The following is a 25,540-nucleotide window of genomic DNA, read 5'->3' on the forward strand; positions in this document are numbered from 1 at the left end:
GCCGTTGGATCGCATCACACCGCTGGACTGCCCGAAGAGCACAGATTCACCACCGACAAGCTGCGAGCACGAGCCTGCTCCGTCCGAGGTCGCGCAGGCCCATAGCGCATCTCACAGAATACCGGTCTTGACGGAGGCAGCACAACCTGGGGCACCCGGTCGCCACCGGCCGCCCGCCGAGGTTTCCCGACGTGCCACTCAGCTCAATGTACGACGTCCAGGTCAGGACGGTCCCCGGACAGGGTCAGCGTGTCCGCCATCCGAGCAATCAGGGCGGCCGCGGCGGCCGCTATCGGGTTCTCCACCGCCCGCGACGCGAGGTCGAGCAGGGCCCACAGATCGGCCGCCCGGCCGAGCTCCACGAGGGGCTCCGCGAGCCCGACACCGCTCCCCCGGAGCGCGCTCAGGACCGCGCCGGCGAGCACCGGGTCGGTCTCGAACCGCAGCAGGTTGCCGAGATCGGCGTACGGCGAGCCCGCGTGACTGAACTCCCAGTCGATCAGACCGGTGATCCGGGCGGTTTCCGGATCCACCAGGAGGTTCTTCGGGTTGAAGTCGCTGTGGACGAGGCAGAACCGGTTGCCGGCGCCGTCCAGCAGGTCTTCCGCCTGCGCAAACACCTGCAGGAGTCCTTCGCGGACGACACCGAGACCGGCGGCGTACTCCTCGAGATCGACCGCACCGAACGGCTCGACCACCAGGTCACCGCCGCGGAACATCCCCGCGGTCAGGAACGGCATCCCGCTCAGCCGGGCGAGCAACTCCCCCAGCTGAGCTCCGACCTTCCGTCGTTCGTCCGGACCGGCCGTCTCCAGATAGACCTGCAGGTTCACGCCGGGCAACCGCTCCATCAACAGGTACGGCGGGTCCTCCCACGACCCCTCGCGCTTCAGGTCGAGGATCCGCGGTACCGGTAGCAGTCCGTGCACCAGTTGGAGCAGCGCCGCGTCGACAACAGCCCGGTCCGGGTCCTTCACGTACAACTTCAGGACGGCGTCCTCGCCGCCGGCGGTCACCGCGAAGGTCTGACCCTGGTAACCACCGGTCAGCGGAACAGCGCTTGCTTCTAGTGCTTCCACCCACCCGATCCTGCCATCGCGGCCAAGACCGTCGGTACGGCGTTCCGCAGCCCGGCCGCGTTCGGGTGCAGTGGCACCAGGCCGTTCGTGGTCACGCTCGGGATCAGACCTTCGATCCACCGCGTCCCGATGGGCTTGCACATGTCGTGACCGACGCTCGGTGTGGCCAGGTCGACGTACGTCGCACCGTGCGCGCTCGCCTGCTCGGCCATCCGGCGGTTCAGCCGGGTCAGCGCCGACTGCAGGTAGTCGGCATCCGCGCCCCACACCGGCACAACCGGCCAGCAGCCGCCCTTCCGGATCCCGGTCGGGTAGCCGACCATCAGGATCTTCGCCTGCGGCGCCCGGGCCCGGATCTGCTCGATCACCGTCCCGTAGGTCGGTGCGAACGCGTCGATCTTCTGGGCCAGCTTGTCCACGCCACCCGCGGTGTTGGTCGCCTTGCACGAGGTCCCGGCCGGCTGCGGCAGCAGGTTCACGCAGGAGAACGCGAGCCCGACCAGCCCGATGTCGTTGCCGCCGATCCCGACCGAGACCAGCGTGGTGTCGGCGCTCAGAGCGTCGTACTGCGGTGCCGCCGTCCCGAGGATGATGCCGGGCTGCGGGTTCGCGAAATGCGCGGTCGTCGCCGCGCCACAGGTCACGTCACGGAACTTCGCGGGCTTCAGCTCCGCTGCGATCAGGGACGCGTAGTTGATCGCCGAGCGCGCACAGGTCAGCACTTCCTTGGCCGGCAGCACGAGCGAACCCGCGGCGAACGAGTCGCCCATCGCCACATAGACCAGCGGCGGAGCAGCCATCGCCGGCAGCGGCGTCAGCCCGCTGGCGAGCAGACCGGTCGTAGCCGCCACCGCTATCAACATTCTCTTCATGCCGCCGCCTTTGACGTTAAGTGACCAACCAGTAACAGTCCACGATGAGCAGCTTTCACCTTTTCGGCAAGACCTCGGCGCTGTTTGACCTATTTACGCTACCGCCGTAGCGTAATGGCCATGACCAGGGGACGACCGAGAGACACCGCGATCGAGGGCAGACTGCTCGCCGCCGCGGCCGAAGAGCTGCGCCGCGGCGGGTACGAAGCGCTGTCGATCGACCGGGTCGCCGAGCGGGCCGGGGTCGCCAAGACCACGCTGTACCGGCGCTGGGCCTCCAAGGCCGAGCTCGTGGTCGCCCTGATCGCGTCGATGCGTGAGGAGATCCCGTTCGAGCCGTCCGACGACCCGCGCGGCGACCTGACCACGCTGGTCGTCACGATCGCCGCCGGTCTCAGCTCGACGCCGACCAGCTTGATCGCCGACCTGGCCGCCGCGTCCGCTCGCGATCCGCGAGTCGGCGAGAGCGTCCGCGCGCTCTGGGCGGACCGCCACGGAGCCGTCACCGCCGTCGTCGCCAAGGCGCAGCAGGCCGGGCTTGTGCTCGCCCATGTCGCGCCCGCCGTACTGGTCGATCAGCTCGTCGGCCCGCTGTACTACCGGCTCCTCGTCACCGGCGAGCCACTCACCCCTGACTACGCCCGGACGCTGGTGCTCAGCGTCCTTGGACCTGAGGAGTCCCCATGATGCGTCGCCTGCTGGTAGGCCTAGGTGTTTTCGTCCTGCTGCTGATCGGATACACCACCTACACGATCGTCCGGCCGACCGTGCTGCACACCGAGGTCGAGATCGACGCCTCCCCCGACCAGGTCTGGAAGGTCCTCACCGACCGCGAGCACTACCCGGCCTGGAACCCGTTCATCGTCGCCTCGACCGGTGACCTGATCGTCGGCGCGACGATCACCAACGTGCTGCGCGACACCAAGGGTGCGGAGACGACCTTCACGCCCAAGCTGCTGGCCGTGCAGCCCGGCCGGGAGCTGCGCTGGGTCGGGCGGATCGGATTCGGCGGGGTCTTCGACGGCGAGCACGCCTTCCGGATCGAGGCCCTGCCCGACGGGCGGTCGAAGCTGATCCAGGAGGAGATCTTCCGCGGCGCCGCCGTGCCGTTCACCGCCGGCATGCTGCGCGACACGATCGAGCCACAGTTCCACGCGATGAACCAGGCGATCGCGACGCGGGCGGCCCAAGCTCGCTAGGGTGACCCGGTGGTCGAGCCGCAACGTATTGAGCTGACCGAGGCCGAGAGCTCGCAGGCCAGCCGGACCTACTGGGACTCCGCCGCCGCCCAGTACCTCGAGGACCACGGCGACTTCCTGGGTGACGACCGGTTCATCTGGGGTCCCGAGGGCGTCGACGAGGAGTCCGCGCAGCTTCTCGGGCCGGTCCGCGGCAAGCGCATCCTCGAGGTCGGCTGCGGTGCCGCACAGTGTGCACGCTGGCTTGTCGGTCAAGGCGCGAATGTCGTTGCCTTCGACATCTCGCTCGAGCAGCTGCGGATCGCGCAGCAGCTCGACGCCCGGACCGGGACCGCGGTCCGGACTGTCGCAGCCGATGCGACGGCGCTCCCCTACGCCAGTGCCACCTTCGACATCGTGTGTTCGGCGTTCGGTGCGCTGCCGTTCGTGGCCGACGCCGGGACCGCGCTGCGCGAGATCGCCCGCACCCTCAAGCCTGGTGGCCTGCTGGTCTTCTCGGTCACCCACCCGTTCCGCTGGACGATGCCGGACGACCCCTACGCGGGCGGTCTGCGGATCGACAAGCCGTACTTCGACCGGACGCCGTACGTCGAGGTCGACGACGCCGGTACGCCGGTCTACGTGGAGCACCACCGAACGATCGGTGACTGGATTCGGGCGCTGACCGAGTCGGGGTTCGCTGTCGACGATCTGCTCGAGCCGGAGTGGCCCGCCGGTCACACGCTGGTCTGGGGCGGCTGGGGCCCGCATCGCGGTCGCTACGTGCCCGGTACGGCGATCTGGTCGGCCCGCAAGGAGGACTGTGCATGAGAAGACTGGGGATGACGACGCAGCACAGGTTCCCCGCACTGGACGGTCTGCGCGTTCTGGCCGCGCTGGCGATGCTGACCGCGCAGGTCGCTCTGCACAGCGACGCCGGAGCGCTGTCCGGTCTGCTGTCGCGGCTGGATGTCGGCGCTGCGGTCTTCTGCGCGATCTCCGGCTTCCTGCTCTACCGGCCGCACGTGGTGGCGTGGTTCGAGGGCACACTGCCGCCGCTGACCCTGCCGTACCTCCGGAACCGGGCCGTGCGGATCCTGCCCGTGCTTTGGGTCGCCGTACTACTCGCCGCCGTTTTGCTGCACTCAGCCGACTGGTCGACGTACCTGCAGCACGCGACGCTCACCCAGGTGTACTTCGAGGGTCCGCCAGCAGCTGGTCTCACGCAGCTCTGGAGCCTGGCAGCGATCGCAGCGTTCTACGTGATCCTCCCGGCGCTGGCCAAGCTCTTGACCGGGTACGAGCGTCCGACTCGACGCAGTGTCCGGTGGCGGCTCAGTGTGCTGGCAGGACTGACGGTAGTCGGCCCGGTGTGGCTGACAGTGATGTCCGCGACGCACCACCCGAACGCCGGCCTCTGGCTGCCCGGGTACATCGGCTGGTTCGCGGTCGGCATGGGCCTCGCACTGTGGCAGGTCGCTCGCAGCACAGGCCGGCTCGGCTCATCGGCCCTCGACATCCTCACCACGATCCCCGGGACCGTCTGGGGTGTCGCGGCCGCGCTCCTGCTGCTGGCCGCGACTCCGCTGGCCGGTCCGTACGATCTGTCGACCGCAACCCCTGGCCAGACCGCAGTGAAGAGCCTGCTCTACACCGGCATCGCAGCCTGCGTGCTGTTCCCAGCCTTGGCCCCGAGTGCACGCACTGCGAACTACCTGGGCAGCAGGACCGCCCGGCTGGCCAGCAACCTCACGTACGGCGTGTTCGCGTACCAGCTGATCGCCCTGACTCTGCTCGCGCGCATCAGCACGCAGTTCGTGTTCCTGTTCTTTACGACGCTTCTCGCGTCCATCGGGCTCGCTGCAGCCAGCTACTACACCATGGAGCGGCCTTTAACTGGTGTCCGGACCGACGGGTCCGGCGGCGGTAGAACACAGCCATCGCCATCACGGCGAGCACTGCAAGCGAGCCGACCAGGAGACCCGCCCGATACACCCGGTCCGGCATGAACCGTGCGTTGACGAGCTGTTCCTCACCCGCGGGCAGCACCCAGCCCTGCTGCCATCCGGCGACCCGGATCGGCGTCAGCTTCCGCCCACTGCCGTCGTACGCGACCCAGCCCTTGTTGTAGTTCTGCGCGACGGTCAGCACCGATGGCTTACTCGATGTCGGCACTTCGAGTGTCAGCGCGGCCGGGTTCGGCCGCCACACGTTCACGCCGTGCACCGGCGTGACGGACACGTCACCGAAGCCTGCCTTGGTCAGCGTGACCTCGGTCGGGACCAGACCGCCGTTCGTCAGCACATCGACCTCGTGCCGACCGGCGTGCAGTACGACGGGCCCCGGATCGCAGCTGGTGAACGCAACCGGACGCCGCTGCAGGAGGTCCCGCATGGTGCCGGTCACTCGGGTCATGGTCAGCTTGCCGTCCACCTTGACGACCGGGCCGGATCCGCAGGACTCACCGACCCGGCTGTCGAGTCGCAGCGCCTGCCGCAGTTCGTCGGCACCGACGACGCGGATCTCCGAGACCGCTACTGGCTTGTCCGTCCGGCCGAGGCCCACCTCGACTGTGCGTGCCATCCGTTCCCCGAAGCGCACGTAGCCGTTCGCATCCAGCTTGCTGGCCGTGGCCGGGCCGCCGTCGAAGCTGAGCGTGACTTCGGTGGGTGCTGGGAGCGTCGAGTCGGTCCGGAATTGCAGTCCGCTCAACTTCCTTGCCGTCGGCAAAGTCAGGGTCAGGCTCGGGTCACGATCTGCAGCGTCCGCGACCCAGCTGGTGGTGATGTCCTGGTCGACGACCGCGCCCGGCCGTCCTTCCGGCGCAGCGACCGCGCGGGACGAGGCTGTGACCCCGATCGGTCCGGAGAGCAGTCGTTCGAGCGCAGGCCCGTCCTGCGGCAACGCCGTACCTTTCAGCTCGTACGACGCGGTCCGCGGCAGGTGCACCGTTCGCAGCAGTCCACCCGGCTCATCGGCATCGCGCGCCGTACTCGCCTGACACAACGACCGACTGGCCACGTGCAGACAGGCAGAGCGCCCGATCTGCGGATTCCTGAGCACCAGTGCACTGGGCTGTCGATCGGCCGCAGGAACCTCGACCCGCTCAGCCCGGCTGCCCGCCGGCTGATCCACACCAAGCTCCCGACGCTGCAACCCGTCAGTCTGGATCAACGGCAACTGCCCGTGCGCACCAGTCACGTCAGGACCGGTGATCGCCTCCCGGTCACCGCCCAGGGCCGACAACACCGCCGGTACGTCGCTCGCCGTGCCACGCACCTCGACGAACCGCGACTCCGGGATCAGCCGGGCGACACTCGCGCCACCGACGTCATAAATCTCCACACTCGGGTACTCGCCGACCGGCCGACCGAAATGCGCGACCCGCCTCAGACCCGCCTCGTCCAGCGTCTCGTGGACGACCGCAGCAGGCGGCACCCCGGCAGCACGGTCGTTCCGGATCACGACGTACCGGACACCGGCGTGCACCAAGGCCTGCTGCAGCGTGCGGTCGCCGACACCGGAGGCGAGACGGCGCTCCACCTCGTCGTCCAGCCACTGCGGGTGTGCTGTCGGTACGACGAGCACGTTGCCGCTCTTGTTCTGCTTGTCGATCCATGGGCGCCACACGGCGGCATCAAGATCATCCGCCTCACCACGTGGCTGAACGAATGCAGCCGAGCGGTCAGCTGGGGTGCCGTACTGCACGACCAGGAGCAGCGGGACGACCCACCAGACCGAGACGGCGAGCACGCAGCCGAGCCAGCCCGCGGCGACCTTGAGCGTCCAGCGGTCGCGACGCCGGGTGAGCAACCAGACGATCGGGAGGACGAGTGTCAGTCCGGCCGCGACCGGGTCAGCCCCACCGATCAGTGCGAACGCCATGGCAGACCAGCCGACCCGCCACCAGCCCGACCGGGCACGCGGCGTCACCAGTGGCAGCAGCACCCACGGGGCCATGGCCAGCGGCCACACCTCGGCCGAGGTGATCGACATGCCGCTGAGGAGCAGTGGGCTCACCGCGTACAGCAGTGCGACGGCGAACCGCATCCAGGGCACGCCGTACTGCCAGGCGTTGGCCAGCTTCCACACGCCAAGGAACGCGACGCACAGCACCACACACCACCAGAGCCGTTGCCCGGCCCATTCCGGCATCGACACTGCATGCATCAGCCATTGGAACGGACCGATCGGCAACAGGTAGCCGAAGGACTGACTCTGCAACTGCCCCAGCGCAGTGTCCGGGTCCCACAGGTGCAGGGCGCCCCGCAGTAACGCAGTGGGATCGTCGACCCTGGAACCGGGGGCCACTGGTCCCGGTGCGCGGTGGAAACAGAGTGCCGACAGCAACAGACAGCCCAGCACGAGCCTCGCTCGCCAGACCACCTGCTCGGACGTTCCTGCCTTCAGCACAGGCGGACCTTAACGGATCAGAGGCACTCAATCGCTGGGCGTGGCCATAGTGATATCGAACTTCCAGGCCCGTACGGTTGGGGGCGATGAATTCCGTCACAGAGCCGAGGCTCAGCTTCCTGCGCAGTGCCACCGTCGTCGCGGTCGGCATGGCGATCATGAACGTCGCCGCCTACGGCTTCACACTGATCGGAACGCACCGGCTCGTGCCGGAGCAGTTCGGTGCGATCACCGCGCTCCTCGGACTACTGCTGATCGGTAACGTCGCCTCGCTCGGGCTGCAGGCCACCGGCGCGCGCCGGCTCGCCACCCACGCCGACGACGGGTCCCTGGCCCACGCCATGCTGCAGGCAGGTCGCCGTACTGCGGTCGGGCTCACCGTCGTCTGTCTGCTCGCCACACCGCTGCTCATGTGGCTGCTGCACATCGACTCGATCGTCGCGGTGGTCCTGCTGGCGCCGACGCTCGCTGGGCTGACTCTGATGGGTTCACAGCTCGGCGTCCTCCAGGGCAGCCACCGCTGGACCGAGCTGGCCGCGGTGTACACCTCGGTCGGTCTCGGACGGCTGGTGCTCGGCGGTGGTGCACTACTGATCCACCCGTCGCTGGATTCGGCGATGATCGGGCTCGCGCTCGGCGCCGCCGTACCCGCCGTACTGGGCAGTGTCCTGCTGCGTGGTACTGCGGGTGGGACACCTGCGCTGGTCAAGGAGGTACTGCGGGAGACCGCGCACGGCACGCACGCCCTGCTCGCGTTCTTCGTGATCGCGAACGCCGACGTCCTGCTCGCCCGCGGCCTGCTCGACGGGCAGCACAGCGGCTACTACGCCGCCGGGGTGATCGTGGCGAAGGCCTGCCTCTTCCTCCCCCAGTTCGTCATCGTGATCGTGTTCCCGTCCCTGGCCAACTCCCCCGGTGACACGGTCAAACTCCGCCGCGCGATCCTGGCGGTCGCCGGTCTCGGCGTCTGCACCGTCGTGGGCACGCTCGTGCTGCCCGACCTGGTCGTCGCGGTGATCGGTGGACCGGAGAAGTACGCGTCCCTCGGCCCGTTCACCTGGATGTTCGCGATCGCGGGCTCGGCGTACGCCGTACTGCAGATGGTCGTGTACGCCGCCATCGCGCAGCAGGAGAAGCGCGCGGCCCTGCTCATCTGGGCCGGCCTGATCGTGCTCACCCTCACCGCCGTCATCGTCCTCGCCAACGGCATGACCGGCGTCAAAACCCTGGTCGCCCTCACCAGCGGCTGCGCCCTCCTCCTGTCGGCACTCCTGGCCGCCGGCCTGCACCGCCAGCAGTCGACCGTTCACTAGTCATACTCGGGACCATGACGAGCGACACCCCGACACCGGAGACGGTCTTCGCGCCGGAGGTGCCGCAGCGCGACCGGAAGATCCTGCTCAAGGAACCCAAGGAGATGATCCCGGCCGCCGGCCCGATCCCGAAGGCCGTCTCCAACTTCCGGGCCGCGCCGGGAGCCGCGCTCGGCGGTATCGTCTTCGTGGCGGTGGTCGACGCCGTCGTCGTGGCGCTCGCCGCCCGGTTCCTCCCCCGGATCCTCCCCGCCCTTGCCGCCGAAGTGGCCTTCGGCCTGGTCGCCGGGATCGGGATCCTGGTGATCGTGGGGTTGATCTGGGGGGCTACCTTGACCTCGCTCGAGAGCGATCTCGCCCGTAAGCATCACGGCAAGTACCTGCAGGCTTCGGACTGGGACGCCGATGCGCAGCAGTTGATGCTGCGGGCGCAGGCAGCAGTCCGGGCGGTAACAGCGGCCGAGGTCACCCGACGCGGTCTGCTCGACGACATCCAGAACGACGTCGTACTGCCGGAACAGCTGTGGGACATCGGGCAGATCCTGCAGAAGCTGACCGTACTGCGGTCCCGGCACCGGGAGATCGATGCGGCCGCAGCATCAGTGCTGAGCGAGACAGTCACTCGGCAGGCTGACGCGCTGCAGCGGACCGAGGCGGCGATGGAGCGGAAGGTCGCCACCTTGGAGAAGTACGCCGACCAGGTGCGCTCGGCGGACGCACTGCTGCGGGCCGAGCGCGCGGTGGAGCAGGTACGCAAGGACGACGACGCGTACGTCGAGCTGCTGGCGAGCGCGGAGCCGGCGGCCGGGACCGCGCTCATCGAGGACTTGAGTGAGGACGCCATCGACCTCCACCAGCAGCTGGCGCTGCGCCTGGCCGCCATCCGCGAGACCAGCCAGGCGCTCACGCCCTCACCAGAGGCTTGATTTCGCGAACTTGCGGGCCAGGGTGTTGGCGATGACCAGCAGCACCAGGCCGATGACCGAGCGGAAGAGGCCGATCGCGGCGGCGTAGCTGAACTGCGGGACCTCGGAGGCGAAGCCGAGTTTGTAGACGTAGGTGTCGAGTACTTCCGACGTCTGCAGGTTCAGGGTGTTCTGCAGCAGCAGGACCTTCTCGAAGCCGGCGGTCATGATCGTGCCGATGTTCAGGATCAGCAGGATCACCGCGACCGGGCGGATCGCCGGGAGGTCGATGTGCCAGACGCGGCGGAGCCTGGACGCACCGTCGACGATCGCGGCCTCGTGCAGCTCCGGGGACACGCTGGTCAGCGCGGCCAGGTAGATGATCGCCGAGAAGCCCATCGTCTGCCAGGAGCTGGACCAGACGTAGAGGTGCCGGAAGTAGTCCGGGTTGTTCAGTACGTCGATCGGCCCGGCCCCGAAGATCCCGAGGAACTGGTTCAGGACGCCGGTGTTCGGGTCGACCAGGACCACGATGATGCCGACCACGACCACCGTGGAGATGAAGTGCGGGGCGTAGGTGATCAGCTGCACCGACCGGCGGTACCACTTGCGGCGAGCCATGTTCAGGCCGAGGGCCAGCAGGATCGGCGGCCAGAAGGTCGCGAACAACTCGTAGACCTGCAGCACCAGCGTGTTCTTGATCAGCCGCCCGAACTGGTAGGACTCGACGAAGCGCTCGAAGTGTTTGAACCCGACCCACCGGCTGCCCAGGATCCCGTCGATCACGTTGTAGTCCTTGAACGCGATGATCGCGCCGTACATCGGCCAGTAGGCGAAGATCGCCAGCCAGACCAGCGGGATCGCCAGCATCGCGTACAGCTGCCAGTTCCGCCGCATCCGCGTCCCCAGTGACACGGCTTGCTTCCGGGGCCGCGGCTGAGCGCCGCTGCGCGCGGGAGTCCGTCGTACCAAAGTGTCGATGGCCATCTTTTAGCCCTTCAACGAGCCGACCATGGCCCCCTTGACGAAGTGCTTCTGCACAAAGGGGTAGACCAGCAGTGGCGGAATGGTGGCGATCACGATCAGCGAGTACTTCAGCTGCTCCTGGAGTTCCTTCATCCGGATCAGCTCGGCGGTGTCGCGGACCTGGGACGGGTCGAACTGGTTCTGCAGCAGGATCTGGCGCAGCACCAGCTGCAGCGGGAACAGGTGCTCGTTGGTCAGGTAGATCAGCGCGCTGAACCAGGAGTTCCACTGGGCGACGGCGTAGAAGAGCAGGTTGACCGCGATGATCGGTTTGCTCAGCGGCAGCACGACCCGCCAGAAGAAGCCGAAGTCCGTACAGCCGTCGACCTTCGCGGCCTCGACCAGTTCCTCGGGGATGGTGGACTGGAAGAAGGTCCGGGTGATGATCATGTTCCAGACCGCGAGCGCGGCCGGCAGGATGATCGCCCAGCGGGTGTTCAGGATGCCGAGCCGGTCGGCCACCAGGTACGACGGGATCAGGCCGCCGGAGAACATCATCGTGAACACGAACAGCGCCATGATCAGGCCCTTGCCCGGCAATCCCTTCCGGGACAGCGGGTACGCCGCGAACAGGGTCAGGACGGTCGCGAGCACCGACCCGCCGACGGCGTACAGGACGGAGTTCGAGAAGCCGCTGACGATCGAGTCGTAGTCGAAGACCGCTTTGAACGACTCGATGCTGAGGCCGACCGGCCAGAGCCAGACCTTGCCGGAGACAACGTTCTTCGGATCGCTCAGCGAGGCACTGAGCACGTAGACGAGCGGGTAGAGAACGGCGAGCGTGAACAGGCCGAGAGCGGTGTAGTTGCAGATCATCACGATCCGGTCGGACCGGGTCTCCTGGACCGGAGCGGGTGTCGCGGTGGCCATCGCCATCACCCCTGGTAGGTCTCGTAGGCGGCCTGCTGGATCTCCAGGTACGGCGTCAGCCCGATCTTCTGGACGCGATCGGTGAAGTCGTTCCACTGCGCGTCGTCGTTCGGGTCGAGCCTGCCGGTGACGAACCGGGCCATCGAGGTGGTCACCTCGCTGCGCAGGTTGAGGCCGATCTCGGCGTCGAGCGCGGCCTGGTCGGCCTCGAGGGTGACCGGCGGGAACTGCCGCTCCATCGGCTGCTTGTACGGGAACAGGTGGTCCCGGGTCTGCTCGTACAACGGCGATTCGAAGGTCGGCTTCTTCGGGTTCACCCGCTCGGCCAGCCGGAAGTCGCCGGAGCGGTACATCACGGCGTACTGGTCCCAGGTCTTGCCCTTGGTCTCATCGGTGTTCCAGGACTCCATGCCGAACACGGACTGCTCACCGTTGATGCCCTTGTCACCCTTCGCGGACCAGCGGAAGTCGGGTCCGGCGTACGAGCGCAGGATCGCCTCGAGGTCCATCTGGAAGTCGGCCCACCGCACCAGCAGGTCGGGACGCTTGCACTTGCGCGTGACCACGAGCGTCGAGACCTCGACGCCGACGCTCAGGTAGTTCCAGGGCGCGAACTGTACGCCGTTCGGTCCTTTCAGCGGCGTCATCGTCTCGTACTGGCGCCACCGGGCCTTCGGGTCGTCCAGGTCCAGCGTCATGAACGTGCCCCAGTAGTAGACCCGCGCACCGCCCATCACCGGCCCACCCGGGTTGTCGCCGTACCGCTTGATCTGGTCCTCGGTCGCGGTGAAGATGTCCTTTGCCAGCAGGCCGTCGGCGTACAGGCCGTGCAGGTACTTCAGGCCTTCGCGCCACTCGTCCTTCACGAAGTTCGCCTCGACCTTGCCGTCGGTGACGGCCAGCCAGGGCCGGTCGCCGCCGTTGACGCTGTAGCTCGGGTTGTAGAGGAACGAGTTCATGAAGAAGCTGTCCAGCGGCGCGTCCTTGTAGCCACCGAACGGGATCGTCTTGCCCCGGCCGCCGAGCTCGTCCTTCTTGAACGCCGTCAGCACCTCACGGAACTCTTCGGTCGTCGTCGGCACCGCCAGCCCGACCTTGCGGACCCACTCGGTGTTGATCAGGGCGCGGCCGCCCGAGGCGCGGCAGTGATAGCAGTCGTTGAAGTCCGGGAAGCTGTAGACGCCGTCGTCCGGCGACTTGATCAGCTTCGGCGCTTCCGGGTAATCCTTCATCGCCTGCTGCAGGTTGGGCGCGTAGCGCTCCAGATACGGCTTCAGGTCCACGAACAGGTTCTGGGCGCCGTACAGATAGAGCTGCGAGCGGGTGAAGGTGATGCCGAGGAACGCGTCCGGGATGTCACCGGCCGCCATCATCGCGTTGACCTTCGTCATGGTCTCCGGGTCGTTGCCCTTGCCGGCCACCTGCCGCCACTGGATCCGGATCCCGGTCTGCTGCTCCATCCAGCGGGTGAACTCGTTCGTCGACCAGTCACCGACCGTCAGGCTCTGCGGCACCACGACCGTGAACGTCACCGGTTCGGTCACGATCGCCTGCTGCTTGCGGGCCTTCGGGCCGATGTACCCCGGTGGGTAGTTGACCCCGGACTTCAGCGGCCCGAGCTCCACGGGCGGCTGGGTCAGACTCTCCGGCGCGGCACCCGCCTCCGCCGTACCGGAACCACACCCACTCAGCACGCCGCTGCCACCGGCCGCGGCGGCCCCGAGGGCCCCCGCGACGAACGTCCTTCGCTTCACCACTTTGCGCATCCCGCCTCCAGCTACGGATTGTGAGATATCCGATAGGATCTACGATCGACTGACCGGCAGAATGGCAGAGATCGGACCTCTTCGAAAGGGGTCAGCGAGTACCGCCCGCAACTTTCCTACGGAAAGAAAGGGGTCCACGGGTTGGTTAGGGTCGACCCATGCCAACCCCGAAGTTCATCCTCGAGCTCCGCGAGAAGATCGGTCACGACCTGCTCTGGCTCACCGGCCTGACCGCCGTCGTCCTCGACGAGCACGACCGGATCCTGCTCGTCCAGCGCGTCGACACCGGCCGCTGGTCGCTGCCCGCCGGCATCCTCGAACCCGGCGAACAACCCGCCGTCGCTCTGCGCCGCGAGATCTACGAGGAGACCGCCGTCGAGGCCGAGGTGGAACGCCTCCTCAACGTCGAGTCCTTCCCACCTGCCGCCTACCCGAACGGCGACCAGGTCCAGTTCCTCGACCTCTGCTTCCGCTGCCGCCCCATCGCCGGCACCCCCCGCGTCAACGACGACGAGTCCCTCGACGTCCGCTGGTGGCCCCTCGACAACCTCCCACCGCTACGCGCCGAGGAACTCCGCTTCATCGAACGAGCCCACTCCCCCGGCGAGACGCCGTACTACCTCACCTGAGTGCAGGCGACGATGCCCTGGCGCGCCGGGGCTAGCGGGCGGCCGCCGAGTACAGGTCGGTCAGCTCCTTGAGGTGGGCTTCGTCAGCGGCGCGGCTGGCACCGTACGGGCCGGGGGCAACGGTGTAGACATCCTCGGCGACTTCGTGATTGGTGGCGAACAGGTACGTACCGCCGACCTCGACCAGCTGCTGTTTGTCGATGATGTGGGTCGTCCCTGATTCGTCGACATAGCCACGTTGCCGCATCCGCACCTCGGCCGGCGCCGCGCCCTTGATCGACTGCAGCACCTGCACGCGAACCACAGTCCAGCCACCCGACTCGTCCCGCGCCGTGATCGCGAGCACCTTGCCGGAGACGACCGTGCTGGTGTTCGCCATCACAACCGGCAGCTTGGTCACGTCGTACGCATACCCCTGCTGGATGACTTCGGTTCGTCCGTTCGACGGCCGCACCGAGACGTCGTCCCCTGATCGCACCATCCGGAAACCAGCCACACCACCAACCGCCACGACCACCACCACAGCAGCCACCGCCACCAACCGGCCTCGGCGGCGGCCCGCCGGCGGGGACGGCTCCTCGACCGAACTGTTGAGCACTCCCTCCAGTACGGCGCGCCCCTCGGCACCACCGGCCCAGCCGGGCCGGGGCTTCTGTGCACGGATTCTCCGCTGCAGATCATCGTCGTTCATGGTGAATCCTCCGTCGCAACGCCCGTGTTCGGGATCTGTGGGGCGCCGTCCGCACCCACGAGCAGCCCCCGCAGATGCTTGCGCGCCCGGTGCAAACGGACGGTGAGAGCGTTCACCGAACACCCCAGCACCTGCGCACCCTCTGCCGGGCTGAGATCGAACCAGGCAACCAGAAGCACGGCATCGCGCTCCAGGTCACTGAGTTGATCCAGCGCTCGCCAGACCTCGTCATCGATGTCAACGGGAGCTGCCGGCTGCGATTCGGTGGCGGCCAGCCCGGCCACCCGATCAATCAGCCGCTCACGCCGTCGCATACTCCGCCGGTGCGTGGCGGCGACCCGTCGCGCGGTCGCCAGGAGCCAGGGCAACGCCTGCTCAGGCACCACATCGAACCGCCGCCACGCAACCAGGAACGTCTCCGACACGACATCCGCCGCGAGCTGTGTCCCTACCTGGACCACCGCATAGGCGTGGACGGCATCCGCATGCTCGGCAAAGGTACGCGTCATCCGCAGATAGCTCGCACTCTGCTCCGGCATCGCGTCGTCCCATCACTCGTGGCCACCCGTCTCACCAGGTAATGGCCGGTACCAGCTTGTTTCTTACACACGAGCCGCGCCGACGCTACTCAAGCGCCGATTGATACTCCTTCGTGACCTGCGCCTGCCGCACGGAGTCACCGACATCAACACTGGCCGCCGGGCCGGCGAGCAGCGTTGCCGGTCCCCCGTCCGCACCTCCTGTTGTGACCAGCAGCCGCCGGCCGCCCGGCACGAGCATCGGCTGCTCCTCGGCGGCGTGAACACGGCGAGCGGAGTCGACGTAGCCGAGCTGACGTACCAGGATCTCGCCGGTCCGGGTTCCTTTCAGGGATTGCACCACGCGTACCCTCCACACCGTGCTGGCGGCGGACTCGTCCGTGCGCTCGGCGCCGATGATTTCGGCGACGAACACGGCGCTGGCGTGATTCAGCAGCGTCCGCTTGTCCTTGACGTCAAAGGCATAGGACGTCTTGATCGATCCGATCCCAGCAGCGTCCTCGGCCTGCATCTGCTTCCCGGGCGTGAATCCGGTGCCCAGCGCCAGCACCGCAGTTGCCGCAGCAACGAGAATTCTTCTGCGCGTCATCAGCACTCACCACAAGTGGTCGTAGTCGGATCTGTCATGCGGTCGCGGCTCGTTGTAAACAGATCCGCAGGAACTGACCGGGCAGTCGTCCATGGCCTGGTCGTCGTAGGAATGGTCCAGTCCATGAGCATGACCCCATTCATGGAGCGCGCAGGCGCGGCGGTCGATCGTGCCGTAGCCGTTGTAGAAATGGTCGTTCAGCTTCAATACGTCGGCGCCGCTCCGTCCGTCCCAGAAACCGCACAGGCCGTCGTTGGCGTTGTAGTCGCGAATCTCAAGATCTGTGACGCTGCCCGCCGTATCCGGGGCAATGTTCACACCACCGGGGAGCTCCTCCCAGCGTGCCTCACCGGCACTGCGCGCGTCGTCCCACTTCGTGTAGTCCTCGTAGCGGATCTCGGTACCGTCCACCGAGTCCTCACCTAAGAAATGCGCCCCAGCCACCCCCACAGCGCCGAACAACAACACCCACACCGCCACACAACCTGTCGTGGCCAGACGTCTCAGTACCGTCGGTAGGGCCTGCGCCTTCACACCCGCTCGAGGTCTCGAATCCGTTCTCCACATCTCCTGTGCCTTCCTCCGAAGGAAACACCTGCATCTGCTGCATCGGAGGCCGGGCACAGGAGTTACAGATTCTGCAGCAACGTGCAGAAAATTGGCCATCTGGGGCAGGGAGCTTCGTCGGTCGGGCGCGCCCGTCGTTGGCCGGATCGCCTCCTGTGAACTAGTGGGCGGCTTCGTGCCAGGTTCGGCCTACGCCTACGGAGACGTCGAGGGGGACGTCCATCTCGACGGCGGCGCCCATGTCTCGCCGGACCAGTTCCTCCAAGGCTTCGCGTTCGCCGGGGGCTACCTCGAAGACGAGTTCGTCGTGGACCTGGAGGAGCATCCGGGACTGGAGGTTGGAGGCCTTGAGGGAGGTGTCGACCTTGAGCATGGCCATCTTGATGACGTCGGCGGCCGAGCCCTGGATGGGGGCGTTCAGGGCCATTCGCTCGGCCATCTCGCGGCGCTGGCGGTTGTCGCTGGTCAGGTCGGGGAGGTAGCGGCGGCGGCCGAGGATGGTTTCGGTGTAGCCGCTCTTACCGGCCTCGAGGACGATGCTGCGCAGGTAGTCCCGGACACCGCCGAAGCCCTCGAAGTACTCGTCCATCAGACCCTTGGCCTCGTCGACGCCGATCTTCAGCTGCTGGCTCAGTCCGTACGCCGACAGGCCGTAGGCGAGACCGTAGTTCATCGCCTTGATCTTGGCGCGCTGCTCCTGGGTCACCTCGGCCGGCTCGACCGAGAACACCCGCGACGCGGTCACCGAGTGGAAGTCCATACCGGAGTTGAAGGCCGCGATCAGGCCCTCGTCCTTGGAGACGTGTGCCATGATCCGCATCTCGATCTGGCTGTAGTCGGCCGACATCAGCGACTCGTGGCCTTCGCCGACGACGAAGGCCTGCCGGATCCGGCGGCCCTCCTCGGTGCGGATCGGGATGTTCTGCAGGTTCGGGTCGGTGGAGCTCAGCCGGCCGGTGGCGGCGATCGTCTGGTTGAACGTCGTGTGGATCCGGGCATCGCGAGGGCTGATCGTCTTCAGCAGCCCCTCGACCGTCTGCCGCAGCCGGGTCGCGTCGCGGTGTGCCAGCAGGTACGCCAGGAACGGGTGCTCGGTCTTCTCGAACAGCGCCTGCAGCGAATCCGCATCCGTGGTGTAACCGGTCTTCGTCCGCTTCGTCTTCGGCATCTGCAGCTCGTCGAACAGCACCACCTGCAACTGCTTGGGCGACCCGAGGTTGATCTCCTTGCCGATCACCTCGTACGCCGCCGTCGCGGCCTCGCGGACGCCGGTCGCGAACCGCTCCTCCAGCTCCTCCAGATACGGGCGGTCGACCGCGATCCCGTCCCGCTCCATGCCCGCGATCACGTCGATCAGCGGCAACTCGACATCCGCCAGCAGCGCCGTACCGGCCTGCTTCTCGAGCTCGGCGTCCAGGGTGTCGGCGAGGTCGGCGATCGCGCGCGCCCGCAGCATCGTGTGGTCCGCAGCCGGACCACCCTCGATGTCGTCGAAGCTGAGCTGACCGTTCTCGACCTCTTCGGTGCGGAGCTCACGCTTCAGATAGCGCACGGTCAGGTCGGCCAGATCGTAGGAACGCTGATCCGGACGCGCCAGATACGCACTCAGCTGGGTGTCCGAACTCAGACCGGCCAACGACCAGCCGCGCTCCAGGAAACCGAGCAGCGGCCCCTTCGCGTCGTGCAACGCCTTCGGCTGCTTCGGATCCGCGAGCCACGCCTTCCAGGCGGTCTCGTCCTCCGGAGTCAGCGCGGTCGGATCGAACCAGGCCGCAGCGCCTTCGGTGTTGGCCAGCGCCAGCCCGGTGATCTCACCTGTGCCACGCCCCCAGTTGCCCTGCACTGCAACGCCAACGCGCTCACCGGCGCTCACATGCTTGGCCAGCCAGGCCGCGACCTCGCCCGGCTTGAGCTGCACACCGTCCAGCTCGAAGCCCTGCTCGACGGTGGCGTCGACCTCCTCGTGCTCCGCGACCAGCCGCTCCCGCAGGACCCGGAACTCCAGGCTGTCGAACAGCGTGTGCACCTGCTCGCGGTCCCACGGCACCCGGACCAGGTCGTCGACGGTGACATCCAGCGTCAGGTCCCGGATCAGCTCGTTGATCTGCCGGTTCCGGATCACGTCGGACAGGTGCTCGCGCAGCGACTCACCGGCCTTGCCCTTGATCTCGTTGACGCGGTCGATCACATCGTTCAGCGAACCGAACTGGTTCAGCCACTTCGCCGCGGTCTTGTCACCGACACCCGGCACACCGGGCAGGTTGTCGCTCTTCTCCCCCACCAGCGCGGCCAGATCCGGATACAGCCGCGGCGGTACGCCGTACTTCGCCTCGACCGCGGCCGGGTCCATCCGGGCGATCTCGGAGACGCCGCGCTTCGGGTAGAGGACTGTGACGTTCTCACTGACGAGCTGGAACGCGTCCCGGTCACCGGAGCTGATCAGCACCTCGAAACCCTGGTCCGAGGCCTGGGTGGCGAGGGTGGCGATGATGTCGTCGGCCTCCCAGCCGTCGATCTCCGTGGTCGGGATGCGGAGCGCGTCCAGCACCTCCTTGACCAGCGACACCTGGCCCTTGAACTCGTCCGGCGACTTCGACCGGCCGGCCTTGTACTCCGTGTACTGCTCGGAGCGGAAGGTCTTGCGGGACACGTCGAACGCGACACAGATGTGCGTCGGCTGCTCGTCGCGGAGCATGTTGATCAGCATCGAGGTGAACCCGTACACCGCGTTGGTGTGCTGCCCGGTCGAGGTGGAGAAGTTCTCCACGGGCAGTGCGTAGAACGCGCGGTAGGCCAGCGAGTGCCCGTCCAGCAGCAGGACGCGCGGGCGCCCGGTACCTGCCGCGGCAGCAGTGCTCTCCTGCTTGTCCTCGGTCATCGTCGAAGTGTCGGTATCTGGAGCCACGTACCGACTCTAGTGCTTCCCTGGGACAGTTTCCGAACACGGCAGTTAGGCTGCTGCGGTGACAGTTAACAACACGCTCCCGCCAGGCATGGACGTCGAGGGCAGCCTGCTGCAACTCATGGGCATCGTCGTCAGCGAGGCCGCACCGGAGCGGGTCGTCGCGACCATGCCGGTCAAGGGCAACACCCAGCCGTACGGGTTGCTGCACGGCGGCGCGTCCTGCGTGCTGGCCGAGAGCCTCGGCTCGATCGGTTCCGCGCTGCACGCCGCGGCGTACGGGAAGGTCGCGGTCGGGGTCGACATCAACGCGACCCACCACCGGGCCGTCCGCGAAGGCATGGTCACCGGGGTCGCCACCCCGATCTACCTCGGCCGGACCACCACGTCGTACGAGATCGTCATCACCGACGACCGCGACAAGCGGGTCTGTACGGCGCGGATCACCTGCCAGCTGATTCAGGCTCCGGCGGGTAGCTGAGCGGATCGGTCGCCAGCGGCCGGGCCAGCTGGGCCCGGCGGGCGATCACCGAGCGTCGCGAGGACAGCAGGGCCAGCAGATTCGGCGCGTGCTCGGCGGCGAGCCGGCGGGCCACCGTGTGGGTGTTCGCGAACCGCAGTACGCCGGCCTGTCCGAGCCCGAGCCGGGCGAGGAACCGGTTCGCCTCGCGGGCGATCGCGGGCGCGACCACGGCCAGGTGCGGGCAGCTCTCGTGCTCGGCCCAGGCGACCGCCTCGGCGATCATCGCCTTGCCGACACCGTGCCGGCGCGCGGCGTCACTGACGTGCAGATACTCCACCGTGAGCGTGGTGTCGTCGTGCAGCGGACTGACCGCGGCCCGGCGCAGATAGGCCATCGCGTGCACCTGACCGTCCAGCTCACCGACGATCAGGCGGCCCCACGGGTCGGCCAGATGCTTGCTGACGGCAACCTCTACGGCGGGGACCGTGGGCACGCCCGGAAGGCGGCCGGCACCGGTCGTGGTCAGCTCGCGCCAGAGCGCGACCAGAGCGGCTGCATCCCCCGTCTGGGCGTCCCGCACCGCGATGGCAGCTGCCACAGCGACCTCCTGGTCTGGTCCACCCCCGAGGTGAACGGGACGGGCCCGATACGCTCGTCCTCGCGCAACAGTAGGCCCTCCAGGGTCACTTGCAAAGCTGCGCCCAGGTCATTGAGCGGAGAGCTGCTTTGTTCGTCGGAATCGGCACAGTTGTCAACGTTGCAACGGTTCTGATCGGGTCGACACTCGGTGTACTCGTCGGGCATCGGCTCAGTCACCGGACCCGCGATCTGGTCACCGATGCGCTCGGTCTGGTCACGCTGCTGATCGCGATCACCTCGGCACTCACCGTGGGCGCCAAGGCGCTCAGTGACGCAGTGGGGACCAGCGCACCGGTGCTGATCGTGCTCGGCGCGATGCTGATCGGTGGCATCACGGGATCGCTGCTCCGGATCGAGCAGCGGCTGGAGGGCTTCGGCGCCTGGCTGCAGCACCGGTTCCGCCGCAGCGACGGGGAGAGCACCTTCGTGGAAGGTTTCGTTACCGCGTCGATGGTCTTCTGTGTCGGACCGCTGACATTCCTCGGTGCGTTGTCCGACGGGCTCGGGCGTGGTGCGGACCAGTTGTTCCTCAAGGCCGTGCTGGACGGGTTCGCCTCGATCGCCTTCGCCGCGTCACTCGGCTGGGGCGTGATGGCGTCGGCGCTCGTCGTACTGGTCGTGCAGGGCCTGATGACCGCGGTCGGCGCCGTCCTGGGCGACGTACTGCCCGAGGCCCACGTGACCGCCCTCGGCGCGACCGGCGGCGTGATGCTCATCGGTGTCGCGCTGCGCCTGCTGAAGATCAAGCAGATCGCGGTCGCCGACATGCTGCCGGCGTTGATCGTCGCGCCCCTCCTCGTCCAGCTGCTGGTAGTAATTCGCAGCTGAACGAGGAGGTTGAAGCGATCAGTCCTCGCCGAGGTACGCCTTGCGTACGTCGTCGTTGACCAGGAGGTCGCGGCCGGTGCCGGACAGTTTGATCTGCCCGACCTCCAGCACGTAGCCGTAGTCCGCCCGCTTCAGGGCGGCCTGGGCGTTCTGCTCGACCAGCAGGATCGTGGTGCCCTGCCGCTGCAGCTCGGTCACCGTCGACATGATCCGCTTCATCATGATCGGCGACAGACCCATCGACGGCTCGTCCAGCATCATCAGCTTCGGCCGGCTCATCATCGCCCGGCCCATCGCCAGCATCTGCTGCTCACCACCGGAGAACGTCCCGGCCGGCTGCTTGCGCCGCTCCCCCAGGATCGGGAACAGGTCGTACGCCGAGTCCAGGTCGGTGCGGACACCGGCCGGGTCGCGGCGCGCGAACGCACCGAGCAGCAGGTTCTCCTCGACGGTCAGCCGCGGGAAGATCCGCCGCCCTTCCGGCGAGTGCGCCAGCCCGCGGGTGACGATGTCATGAGCCGCGACATTGTCGATCCGCTCGCCCTGGAACCAGATCTCACCCTGGGTCGGCCGGAGCAGCCCCGAGATCGTCCGCAGCGTGGTCGTCTTACCGGCGCCGTTGGTGCCGATCAGCGACACCACCTGCCCCTGCTCGACGCTGAAGCTGATCTGCTTCACGGCCACGATCTTGCCGTAGGCAACTTCCAGGTTCCGGACCTCGAGCATCGCCGAGAGCGGCTTCTCCTCAGTGCTGTCGGTCATGACTTCCCCTCCTCAGGCGTGACGTCCTGCGGACGGTCGTCCTCGTCGTCCTCGTCGTCGTCCTCACCGGTGCCGATATAGGCCTCGATGACGCGCGGGTCGGACTGCACCTCACCCGGGCTGCCCTCGACCAGGGCCTCGCCCCGGACCAGGCAGAGCACCCGGTCGCAGAGGTTGAAGATGAACCGCATGTCGTGCTCGATCACCACGACCGACAGGCCCGAGTCCCGGATCTTGAAGATCAGGTCCATCGCCTGCTTGGTCTCCTGCGGGTTCATCCCCGCCGTCGGCTCGTCCAGCAGGATGAGCTTCGGGTCGGTGGCCAGTGCCCGCGCGATCTCGAGCCGCCGCTGATCGCCGTACGGCATGTTCCGGGCCAGGTGCTCGGTCGACCGGCCGAGACCGACGAAGTCGAGCAGCTCCTGGGCCCGGGCCCGGGTGGCTGCCTCCTCGCGACGGAACTTCGGCCCGTGCAGCACCGAGGTGAACGCGCCCGCGCTGGTCCGGCTGTAGCGGCCGACCATCACGTTCTCCAGCGCGGTCATGTTCGCGAACAGCCGGATGTTCTGGAACGTCCGGGCCATCCCCGCGCGCACCACGGCGCGTGGCTTCGGCGGCAACGGTGACAGCTTCGGCAACGCCGGCACCTGTACGGCGGGGGCCGGCGCGGCCGGCTGTCCCTTCCTGCCCCGCTTCGGCCGGAACGGCTTCGGCGCCTTCCGCGGGACACCGGCGAACCGGACCTGCCCGCTGGTCGGCTTGTAGAGGCCGGTCAGGCAGTTGAAGAACGTCGTCTTGCCGGCCCCGTTCGGGCCGATCAGACCGACGATCTCGCCCTCGCGAACGGTCAGGTTCACGTTGTTGACCGCCAGCAGACCACCGAACCGCATGGTCACGCCGGAGGCTTCGAGTACCGTTCCGCCGACCGCGGGTGCGGCCGGACGGGATTCCGTGACGGTCATTTGGCCTCCTCGACGAGCTGGTGCTCGACCTCATCGGCGAGATTCTCGTCCTCTTCGTGGAACTCGAGCTGCCGCCGCCTGCTCGCCACCAGACCCTCGGGCCGGAAGCGCATCATCAGCACCAGCGTGATGCCGAACAGCAGCAGCCGGTACTCCGAGAAGAACCGCAGCTTCTCCGGCAGCAGTTTCAGGATCGTTGCTCCCAGCAACACACCGGCGATGGTGCCCATACCGCCGAGCACGATCGCGGCGAGCAGGAACGCCGACTCCAGGAACATGTACTGGTCCGGGCTGACCGCACCGTCCTGGTGCGCCTTGATGGTGCCGGCCAGACCGGCCAGGAACGCACCGACCGCGAACGCGAGCAGCTTCAGCCCGAAGACGTTCACACCCATCGCCTCGGCGGCCTTCTCGTCCTCCCGGATCGCCACCCAGCCACGCCCGATCCGGCTGTTGTTCAGCCGGGAGAAGACCAGGATGACGCCGCCGGTCAGGATCAGCAGCAGGAAGTAGTAGTTCGAGAACCGGCCGAGCTCGATCCCGAACGGATGGTGCACGTCACCGAAGTTGAACCCGCCGATCTCCAGATCCGGAATACCGGGGATACCGTTCGGGCCGTTGGTCAGGTTCGGGCCGTTGTTGCCGTCCAGGTTGAACATCGCGAACCGGAAGATCTCACCGAAGCCCAGCGTCACGATGGCCAGGTAGTCACCCGAGACGCGCAGCGTCGGCGAACCGATCACCAGACCCAGCAGGGCCGCGACCACGGCACCGACCAGCACGACCACCAGGAACGGCGGCTTCCAGCCGATCGTCGCGAACGCCGACTGCGACATCGTCGCCGCGACGTACGCACCCGAACCCAGGAACGCGATGTACCCGAGGTCGAGCAGACCGGCCAGACCGACGACGATGTTCAGGCCCATCGCGGTGGCCGCGAAGACCAGCACCGAGGTCGCGATCGACATGTTCGCGTCCGACCCGTCCTGGGTGAACGGGAACAGGAACGCCACCGCGAACGACGCCAGCGTCAGCACCTTGCGGTGCCGCTGCCCGGCGTGGCCGACCCAGCTCATCGCCCCGGTCCGGAACAGCGCGAACGTGATCGTCGCGATGAAGACCAGGCAGATGATGAACAACCACGCGTCGTCCAGGCCGAGTGCGTACGCCGCCGTGAACAGCAGCGCCGCCATCAGCAGCGCGATCGCCGTGATCTCGGCCCAGGCCGGTGACTTCGCCTTGCTCATGTCGTGCAACTGCCGCAACGGCATCAGCCAGGCCGCCACCGTGATCAGCAGGGCACCCACCAGCGAGATGTACGCGCCGGGGTTGACGTTGATCAGACCGTCGGACTCGACGCTGATCGCCGCCAGCACCAGGACCATGAACAGCGACAGCCCGGTCCCGAGCGACCGCAGACCGGCCGTCACATCCAGCCACTGACCGAGCTTGCCCTTGTCGAGCACCAGCAGGACCAGCGAGACCACGGCGACGATGATCGCCAGGACCTGCAGGCCACCGGGGTACAGGTTGATCGACAGGTTGTTCAGGATCGTGCCGTCGTAGCTCCAGGAAAGGAACGATCCGACGATCACCAGCACCGCACCGGCCAGCCCGAGCGGCCAGGCGATCGGCCTGTTCTTCGGAGCAGCCGCCGGCGTCACCGGGGTTTCCGTCTGTACGTCGGTCATGCGCGGTCCACCACCCTCGCGCCCAGCAGGCCCTGCGGCCTGAACACCAGAACCAGAATCAGGATCACGAACGCCCAGACGTCCTTCCAGGTGCTACCACCGAACTGGCCCGGGATGTACTGCGTCGCCATCGACTCGATCACTCCGAGAACGAGACCACCCACGACCGCACCGTAGATGTTGCCGATACCACCCAGCACCGCGGCGGTGAACGCCTTCAGACCGGCCAGGAAGCCCATCCGGTACTGGATGTTGCTGTTCTGCAGTCCCTGCGATACACCTGCGATCGCAGCGAGCACAGCGCCCAGGGTGAACGCGACCACGATGATCCGGTCGACGTTGATACCCATCAGCCGGGCGGTGTCCGGGTCCTGCGAGACGGCCTGCATACCGCGGCCGGTCCGGGTCCGGTTGATGAAGAACCAGAGCAGGATCGCGCAAATGGCCAGCGCCGCCATGGTGAAGACCGCGGACCGCTGGATCGTCACGCCGCCCACCTCGAGCGCCGTACCGGAGACGACGTCGATCTGCGGGAACGGGATCCCCAGCTTGGCACTCGGCCACTCGACGTGCGTGATCAGTGTGCGCCAGAGCACCCAGCCGATCTCGGCCGTCGCGACCGAGGTCACCGCGGCCAGCACGATCGGCTGGATACCGATCTCGACCCGGGCCTTGTTCCGGACCGCGATCGAGAGCAACCAGCCGGCGAGGGTTCCGACCGCCGCGCCGACGATGAGGACGCCGGGAACGAGCAGCAGGCTCAGCTCCCGCTCGACCAGCCGGGCCACGATCCAGAGCAGCAGCGCACCGGCCGCGGCACCGAGCAGCGGGGCCCGGTCGAGCCACTTGGTCACCG

24 protein-coding genes and 1 pseudogene are annotated in these 25,540 nt (G+C 67.5%); 9 read left to right on the forward strand and 16 right to left on the reverse strand.

The features are described from left to right. Positions 1-203: 203 nt before the first annotated feature. Positions 204-1,079 (reverse strand): phosphotransferase family protein, encoded by an 876-nt coding sequence (locus ACFCV3_RS20225; protein ID WP_376031880.1) that lies wholly within the window; start codon positions 1,077-1,079, stop codon positions 204-206. After that, positions 1,067-1,951, reverse strand: coding sequence for an SGNH/GDSL hydrolase family protein (locus ACFCV3_RS20230; protein ID WP_376031882.1), 885 nt, complete (start codon positions 1,949-1,951; stop codon positions 1,067-1,069). Before ACFCV3_RS20230 ends, ACFCV3_RS20225 begins: the two co-directional genes overlap by 13 nt. 120 nt (positions 1,952-2,071) lie before the next feature. Between ACFCV3_RS20230 and ACFCV3_RS20235 the strand changes: the two genes are divergently transcribed. The 4 genes from ACFCV3_RS20235 to ACFCV3_RS20250 are packed head-to-tail and all read left to right on the forward strand — an operon-like array spanning position 2,072 to position 5,138. Further along, entirely contained in the window at positions 2,072-2,638 is a 567-nt protein-coding gene (locus tag ACFCV3_RS20235; RefSeq protein ID WP_376031884.1) for a TetR/AcrR family transcriptional regulator, read from the forward strand. Then, positions 2,635-3,150, forward strand: coding sequence for an SRPBCC family protein (locus ACFCV3_RS20240; RefSeq protein ID WP_376031886.1), 516 nt, complete (start codon positions 2,635-2,637; stop codon positions 3,148-3,150). The genes ACFCV3_RS20235 and ACFCV3_RS20240 overlap by 4 nt, the downstream gene beginning before the upstream one ends. Positions 3,151-3,159: 9 nt before the next feature. Continuing rightward, on the forward strand, positions 3,160-3,960 hold the full coding sequence (locus ACFCV3_RS20245) for a class I SAM-dependent methyltransferase (protein WP_376031888.1): 801 nt from the start codon (positions 3,160-3,162) through the stop codon (positions 3,958-3,960). Next, positions 3,957-5,138, forward strand: a complete 1,182-nt coding sequence (locus ACFCV3_RS20250) for an acyltransferase family protein (RefSeq protein ID WP_376031890.1) — start codon at positions 3,957-3,959, stop codon at positions 5,136-5,138. The genes ACFCV3_RS20245 and ACFCV3_RS20250 overlap by 4 nt, the downstream gene beginning before the upstream one ends. Positions 5,139-6,276: 1,138 nt before the next feature. Here the strand turns inward: ACFCV3_RS20250 and ACFCV3_RS20255 are convergent. Then, positions 6,277-7,542 (reverse strand): annotated as a pseudogene (locus ACFCV3_RS20255) (alpha-(1->3)-arabinofuranosyltransferase family protein); the annotation flags it as partial. An 86-nt stretch (positions 7,543-7,628) separates the two neighbouring features. On the opposite strand from ACFCV3_RS20255, the gene ACFCV3_RS20260 reads away from it, so the two are divergent. Beyond that, positions 7,629-8,855, forward strand: coding sequence for a lipopolysaccharide biosynthesis protein (locus ACFCV3_RS20260; protein WP_376031892.1), 1,227 nt, complete (start codon positions 7,629-7,631; stop codon positions 8,853-8,855). A gap of 14 nt (positions 8,856-8,869) precedes the next feature. Then, positions 8,870-9,781, forward strand: a complete 912-nt coding sequence (locus ACFCV3_RS20265; protein WP_376031894.1) for a hypothetical protein — start codon at positions 8,870-8,872, stop codon at positions 9,779-9,781. Here ACFCV3_RS20265 and ACFCV3_RS20270 read toward each other — a convergent pair. The 3 genes from ACFCV3_RS20270 to ACFCV3_RS20280 are packed head-to-tail and all read right to left on the reverse strand — an operon-like array spanning position 9,767 to position 13,422. Then, on the reverse strand, positions 9,767-10,747 hold the full coding sequence (locus ACFCV3_RS20270; protein WP_376031896.1) for an ABC transporter permease: 981 nt from the start codon (positions 10,745-10,747) through the stop codon (positions 9,767-9,769). The genes ACFCV3_RS20265 and ACFCV3_RS20270 overlap by 15 nt on opposite strands. 3 nt (positions 10,748-10,750) lie before the next feature. Further along, positions 10,751-11,656, reverse strand: a complete 906-nt coding sequence (locus ACFCV3_RS20275; RefSeq protein ID WP_376031898.1) for a carbohydrate ABC transporter permease — start codon at positions 11,654-11,656, stop codon at positions 10,751-10,753. A 5-nt stretch (positions 11,657-11,661) separates the two neighbouring features. Then, positions 11,662-13,422, reverse strand: coding sequence for an extracellular solute-binding protein (locus tag ACFCV3_RS20280; protein ID WP_376031900.1), 1,761 nt, complete (start codon positions 13,420-13,422; stop codon positions 11,662-11,664). A gap of 158 nt (positions 13,423-13,580) precedes the next feature. On the opposite strand from ACFCV3_RS20280, the gene ACFCV3_RS20285 reads away from it, so the two are divergent. Then, positions 13,581-14,051 carry an NUDIX domain-containing protein gene (locus ACFCV3_RS20285; RefSeq protein ID WP_376031902.1) on the forward strand — a complete coding sequence of 157 codons (471 nt, stop codon included), beginning with the start codon at positions 13,581-13,583 and terminating at the stop codon, positions 14,049-14,051. Positions 14,052-14,082: 31 nt separating this feature from the next. On the opposite strand, the gene ACFCV3_RS20290 is transcribed toward ACFCV3_RS20285, so the two are convergent. The 5 genes from ACFCV3_RS20290 to polA all read right to left on the reverse strand — a co-directional run bounded on the left by ACFCV3_RS20290 (position 14,083) and on the right by polA (position 19,315). After that, on the reverse strand, positions 14,083-14,742 hold the full coding sequence (locus ACFCV3_RS20290) for a hypothetical protein (protein WP_376031903.1): 660 nt from the start codon (positions 14,740-14,742) through the stop codon (positions 14,083-14,085). Further along, on the reverse strand, positions 14,739-15,281 hold the full coding sequence (locus ACFCV3_RS20295) for an RNA polymerase sigma factor (RefSeq protein WP_376031905.1): 543 nt from the start codon (positions 15,279-15,281) through the stop codon (positions 14,739-14,741). The genes ACFCV3_RS20290 and ACFCV3_RS20295 overlap by 4 nt, the downstream gene beginning before the upstream one ends. 85 nt (positions 15,282-15,366) lie before the next feature. After that, on the reverse strand, positions 15,367-15,876 hold the full coding sequence (locus ACFCV3_RS20300; protein WP_376031907.1) for a hypothetical protein: 510 nt from the start codon (positions 15,874-15,876) through the stop codon (positions 15,367-15,369). Further along, positions 15,877-16,281: a hypothetical protein gene (locus tag ACFCV3_RS20305; protein ID WP_376031909.1), complete on the reverse strand. Its 405-nt coding sequence runs from the start codon at positions 16,279-16,281 to the stop codon at positions 15,877-15,879. It lies immediately after the preceding gene. 316 nt (positions 16,282-16,597) lie between these two features. Further along, positions 16,598-19,315 carry a DNA polymerase I gene (polA, locus tag ACFCV3_RS20310; RefSeq protein ID WP_376031911.1) on the reverse strand — a complete coding sequence of 906 codons (2,718 nt, stop codon included), beginning with the start codon at positions 19,313-19,315 and terminating at the stop codon, positions 16,598-16,600. A gap of 85 nt (positions 19,316-19,400) precedes the next feature. On the opposite strand from polA, the gene ACFCV3_RS20315 reads away from it, so the two are divergent. Beyond that, complete coding sequence (locus ACFCV3_RS20315; protein WP_376031913.1) at positions 19,401-19,820, forward strand: hotdog fold thioesterase; 420 nt, start codon at positions 19,401-19,403, stop codon at positions 19,818-19,820. Here ACFCV3_RS20315 and ACFCV3_RS20320 read toward each other — a convergent pair. Then, positions 19,783-20,400 (reverse strand): GNAT family N-acetyltransferase, encoded by a 618-nt coding sequence (locus ACFCV3_RS20320; RefSeq protein ID WP_376031915.1) that lies wholly within the window; start codon positions 20,398-20,400, stop codon positions 19,783-19,785. The two genes, ACFCV3_RS20315 and ACFCV3_RS20320, sit on opposite strands and share 38 nt — an antisense overlap. Before the next feature lie 128 nt (positions 20,401-20,528). Here ACFCV3_RS20320 and ACFCV3_RS20325 point away from each other — a divergent pair, with 128 nt between their 5' ends. Further along, a complete protein-coding gene (locus ACFCV3_RS20325; protein ID WP_376031917.1) occupies positions 20,529-21,269 on the forward strand; it encodes a DUF554 domain-containing protein in 741 nt (246 codons plus the stop codon). 18 nt (positions 21,270-21,287) lie between these two features. Here the strand turns inward: ACFCV3_RS20325 and ACFCV3_RS20330 are convergent, their stop codons facing one another. Genes ACFCV3_RS20330 through ACFCV3_RS20345 form a run of 4 tightly spaced genes read right to left on the reverse strand, consistent with a single transcriptional unit; the run spans position 21,288 to position 25,538 of the window. Then, a complete protein-coding gene (locus ACFCV3_RS20330; protein WP_376032437.1) occupies positions 21,288-21,995 on the reverse strand; it encodes an ABC transporter ATP-binding protein in 708 nt (235 codons plus the stop codon). Positions 21,996-22,027: 32 nt separating this feature from the next. Next, positions 22,028-22,993 carry an ABC transporter ATP-binding protein gene (locus ACFCV3_RS20335; protein WP_376031918.1) on the reverse strand — a complete coding sequence of 322 codons (966 nt, stop codon included), beginning with the start codon at positions 22,991-22,993 and terminating at the stop codon, positions 22,028-22,030. Continuing rightward, positions 22,990-24,684: a branched-chain amino acid ABC transporter permease gene (locus ACFCV3_RS20340; RefSeq protein ID WP_376031920.1), complete on the reverse strand. Its 1,695-nt coding sequence runs from the start codon at positions 24,682-24,684 to the stop codon at positions 22,990-22,992. The genes ACFCV3_RS20335 and ACFCV3_RS20340 overlap by 4 nt, the downstream gene beginning before the upstream one ends. Further along, the gene (locus ACFCV3_RS20345) at positions 24,681-25,538 is read right to left on the reverse strand and encodes a branched-chain amino acid ABC transporter permease (RefSeq protein ID WP_376032439.1); all 858 of its coding nucleotides are present in this window, start codon (positions 25,536-25,538) and stop codon (positions 24,681-24,683) included. The genes ACFCV3_RS20340 and ACFCV3_RS20345 overlap by 4 nt, the downstream gene beginning before the upstream one ends. Between the last annotated feature and the right edge of the window lie 2 nt (positions 25,539-25,540).

This window comes from Kribbella sp. NPDC056345 (genome assembly GCF_042262745.1).
Taxonomy (GTDB): Bacteria; Actinomycetota; Actinomycetes; order Propionibacteriales; family Kribbellaceae; genus Kribbella.

Bases quoted from the DNA above. Each gene is read 5' to 3' on its own strand.
- ACFCV3_RS20285 (WP_376031902.1), top strand. From the start codon at position 13,581: ATGCCAACCCCGAAGTTCATCCTCGAGCTCCGCGAGAAGATCGGTCAC.
- ACFCV3_RS20265 (WP_376031894.1), top strand. From the start codon at position 8,870: ATGACGAGCGACACCCCGACACCGGAGACGGTCTTCGCGCCGGAGGTG.
- ACFCV3_RS20340 (WP_376031920.1), bottom strand. From the start codon at position 24,684: ATGACCGACGTACAGACGGAAACCCCGGTGACGCCGGCGGCTGCTCCG.
- polA (WP_376031911.1), bottom strand. From the start codon at position 19,315: ATGACCGAGGACAAGCAGGAGAGCACTGCTGCCGCGGCAGGTACCGGG.
- ACFCV3_RS20235 (WP_376031884.1), top strand. From the start codon at position 2,072: ATGACCAGGGGACGACCGAGAGACACCGCGATCGAGGGCAGACTGCTC.
- ACFCV3_RS20240 (WP_376031886.1), top strand. From the start codon at position 2,635: ATGATGCGTCGCCTGCTGGTAGGCCTAGGTGTTTTCGTCCTGCTGCTG.
- ACFCV3_RS20290 (WP_376031903.1), bottom strand. From the start codon at position 14,742: ATGAACGACGATGATCTGCAGCGGAGAATCCGTGCACAGAAGCCCCGG.
- ACFCV3_RS20270 (WP_376031896.1), bottom strand. From the start codon at position 10,747: ATGGCCATCGACACTTTGGTACGACGGACTCCCGCGCGCAGCGGCGCT.
- ACFCV3_RS20330 (WP_376032437.1), bottom strand. From the start codon at position 21,995: ATGCTCGAGGTCCGGAACCTGGAAGTTGCCTACGGCAAGATCGTGGCC.
- ACFCV3_RS20295 (WP_376031905.1), bottom strand. From the start codon at position 15,281: ATGCCGGAGCAGAGTGCGAGCTATCTGCGGATGACGCGTACCTTTGCC.
- ACFCV3_RS20250 (WP_376031890.1), top strand. From the start codon at position 3,957: ATGAGAAGACTGGGGATGACGACGCAGCACAGGTTCCCCGCACTGGAC.
- ACFCV3_RS20280 (WP_376031900.1), bottom strand. From the start codon at position 13,422: ATGCGCAAAGTGGTGAAGCGAAGGACGTTCGTCGCGGGGGCCCTCGGG.
- ACFCV3_RS20230 (WP_376031882.1), bottom strand. From the start codon at position 1,951: ATGAAGAGAATGTTGATAGCGGTGGCGGCTACGACCGGTCTGCTCGCC.
- ACFCV3_RS20275 (WP_376031898.1), bottom strand. From the start codon at position 11,656: ATGGCCACCGCGACACCCGCTCCGGTCCAGGAGACCCGGTCCGACCGG.
- ACFCV3_RS20335 (WP_376031918.1), bottom strand. From the start codon at position 22,993: ATGACCGTCACGGAATCCCGTCCGGCCGCACCCGCGGTCGGCGGAACG.
- ACFCV3_RS20260 (WP_376031892.1), top strand. From the start codon at position 7,629: ATGAATTCCGTCACAGAGCCGAGGCTCAGCTTCCTGCGCAGTGCCACC.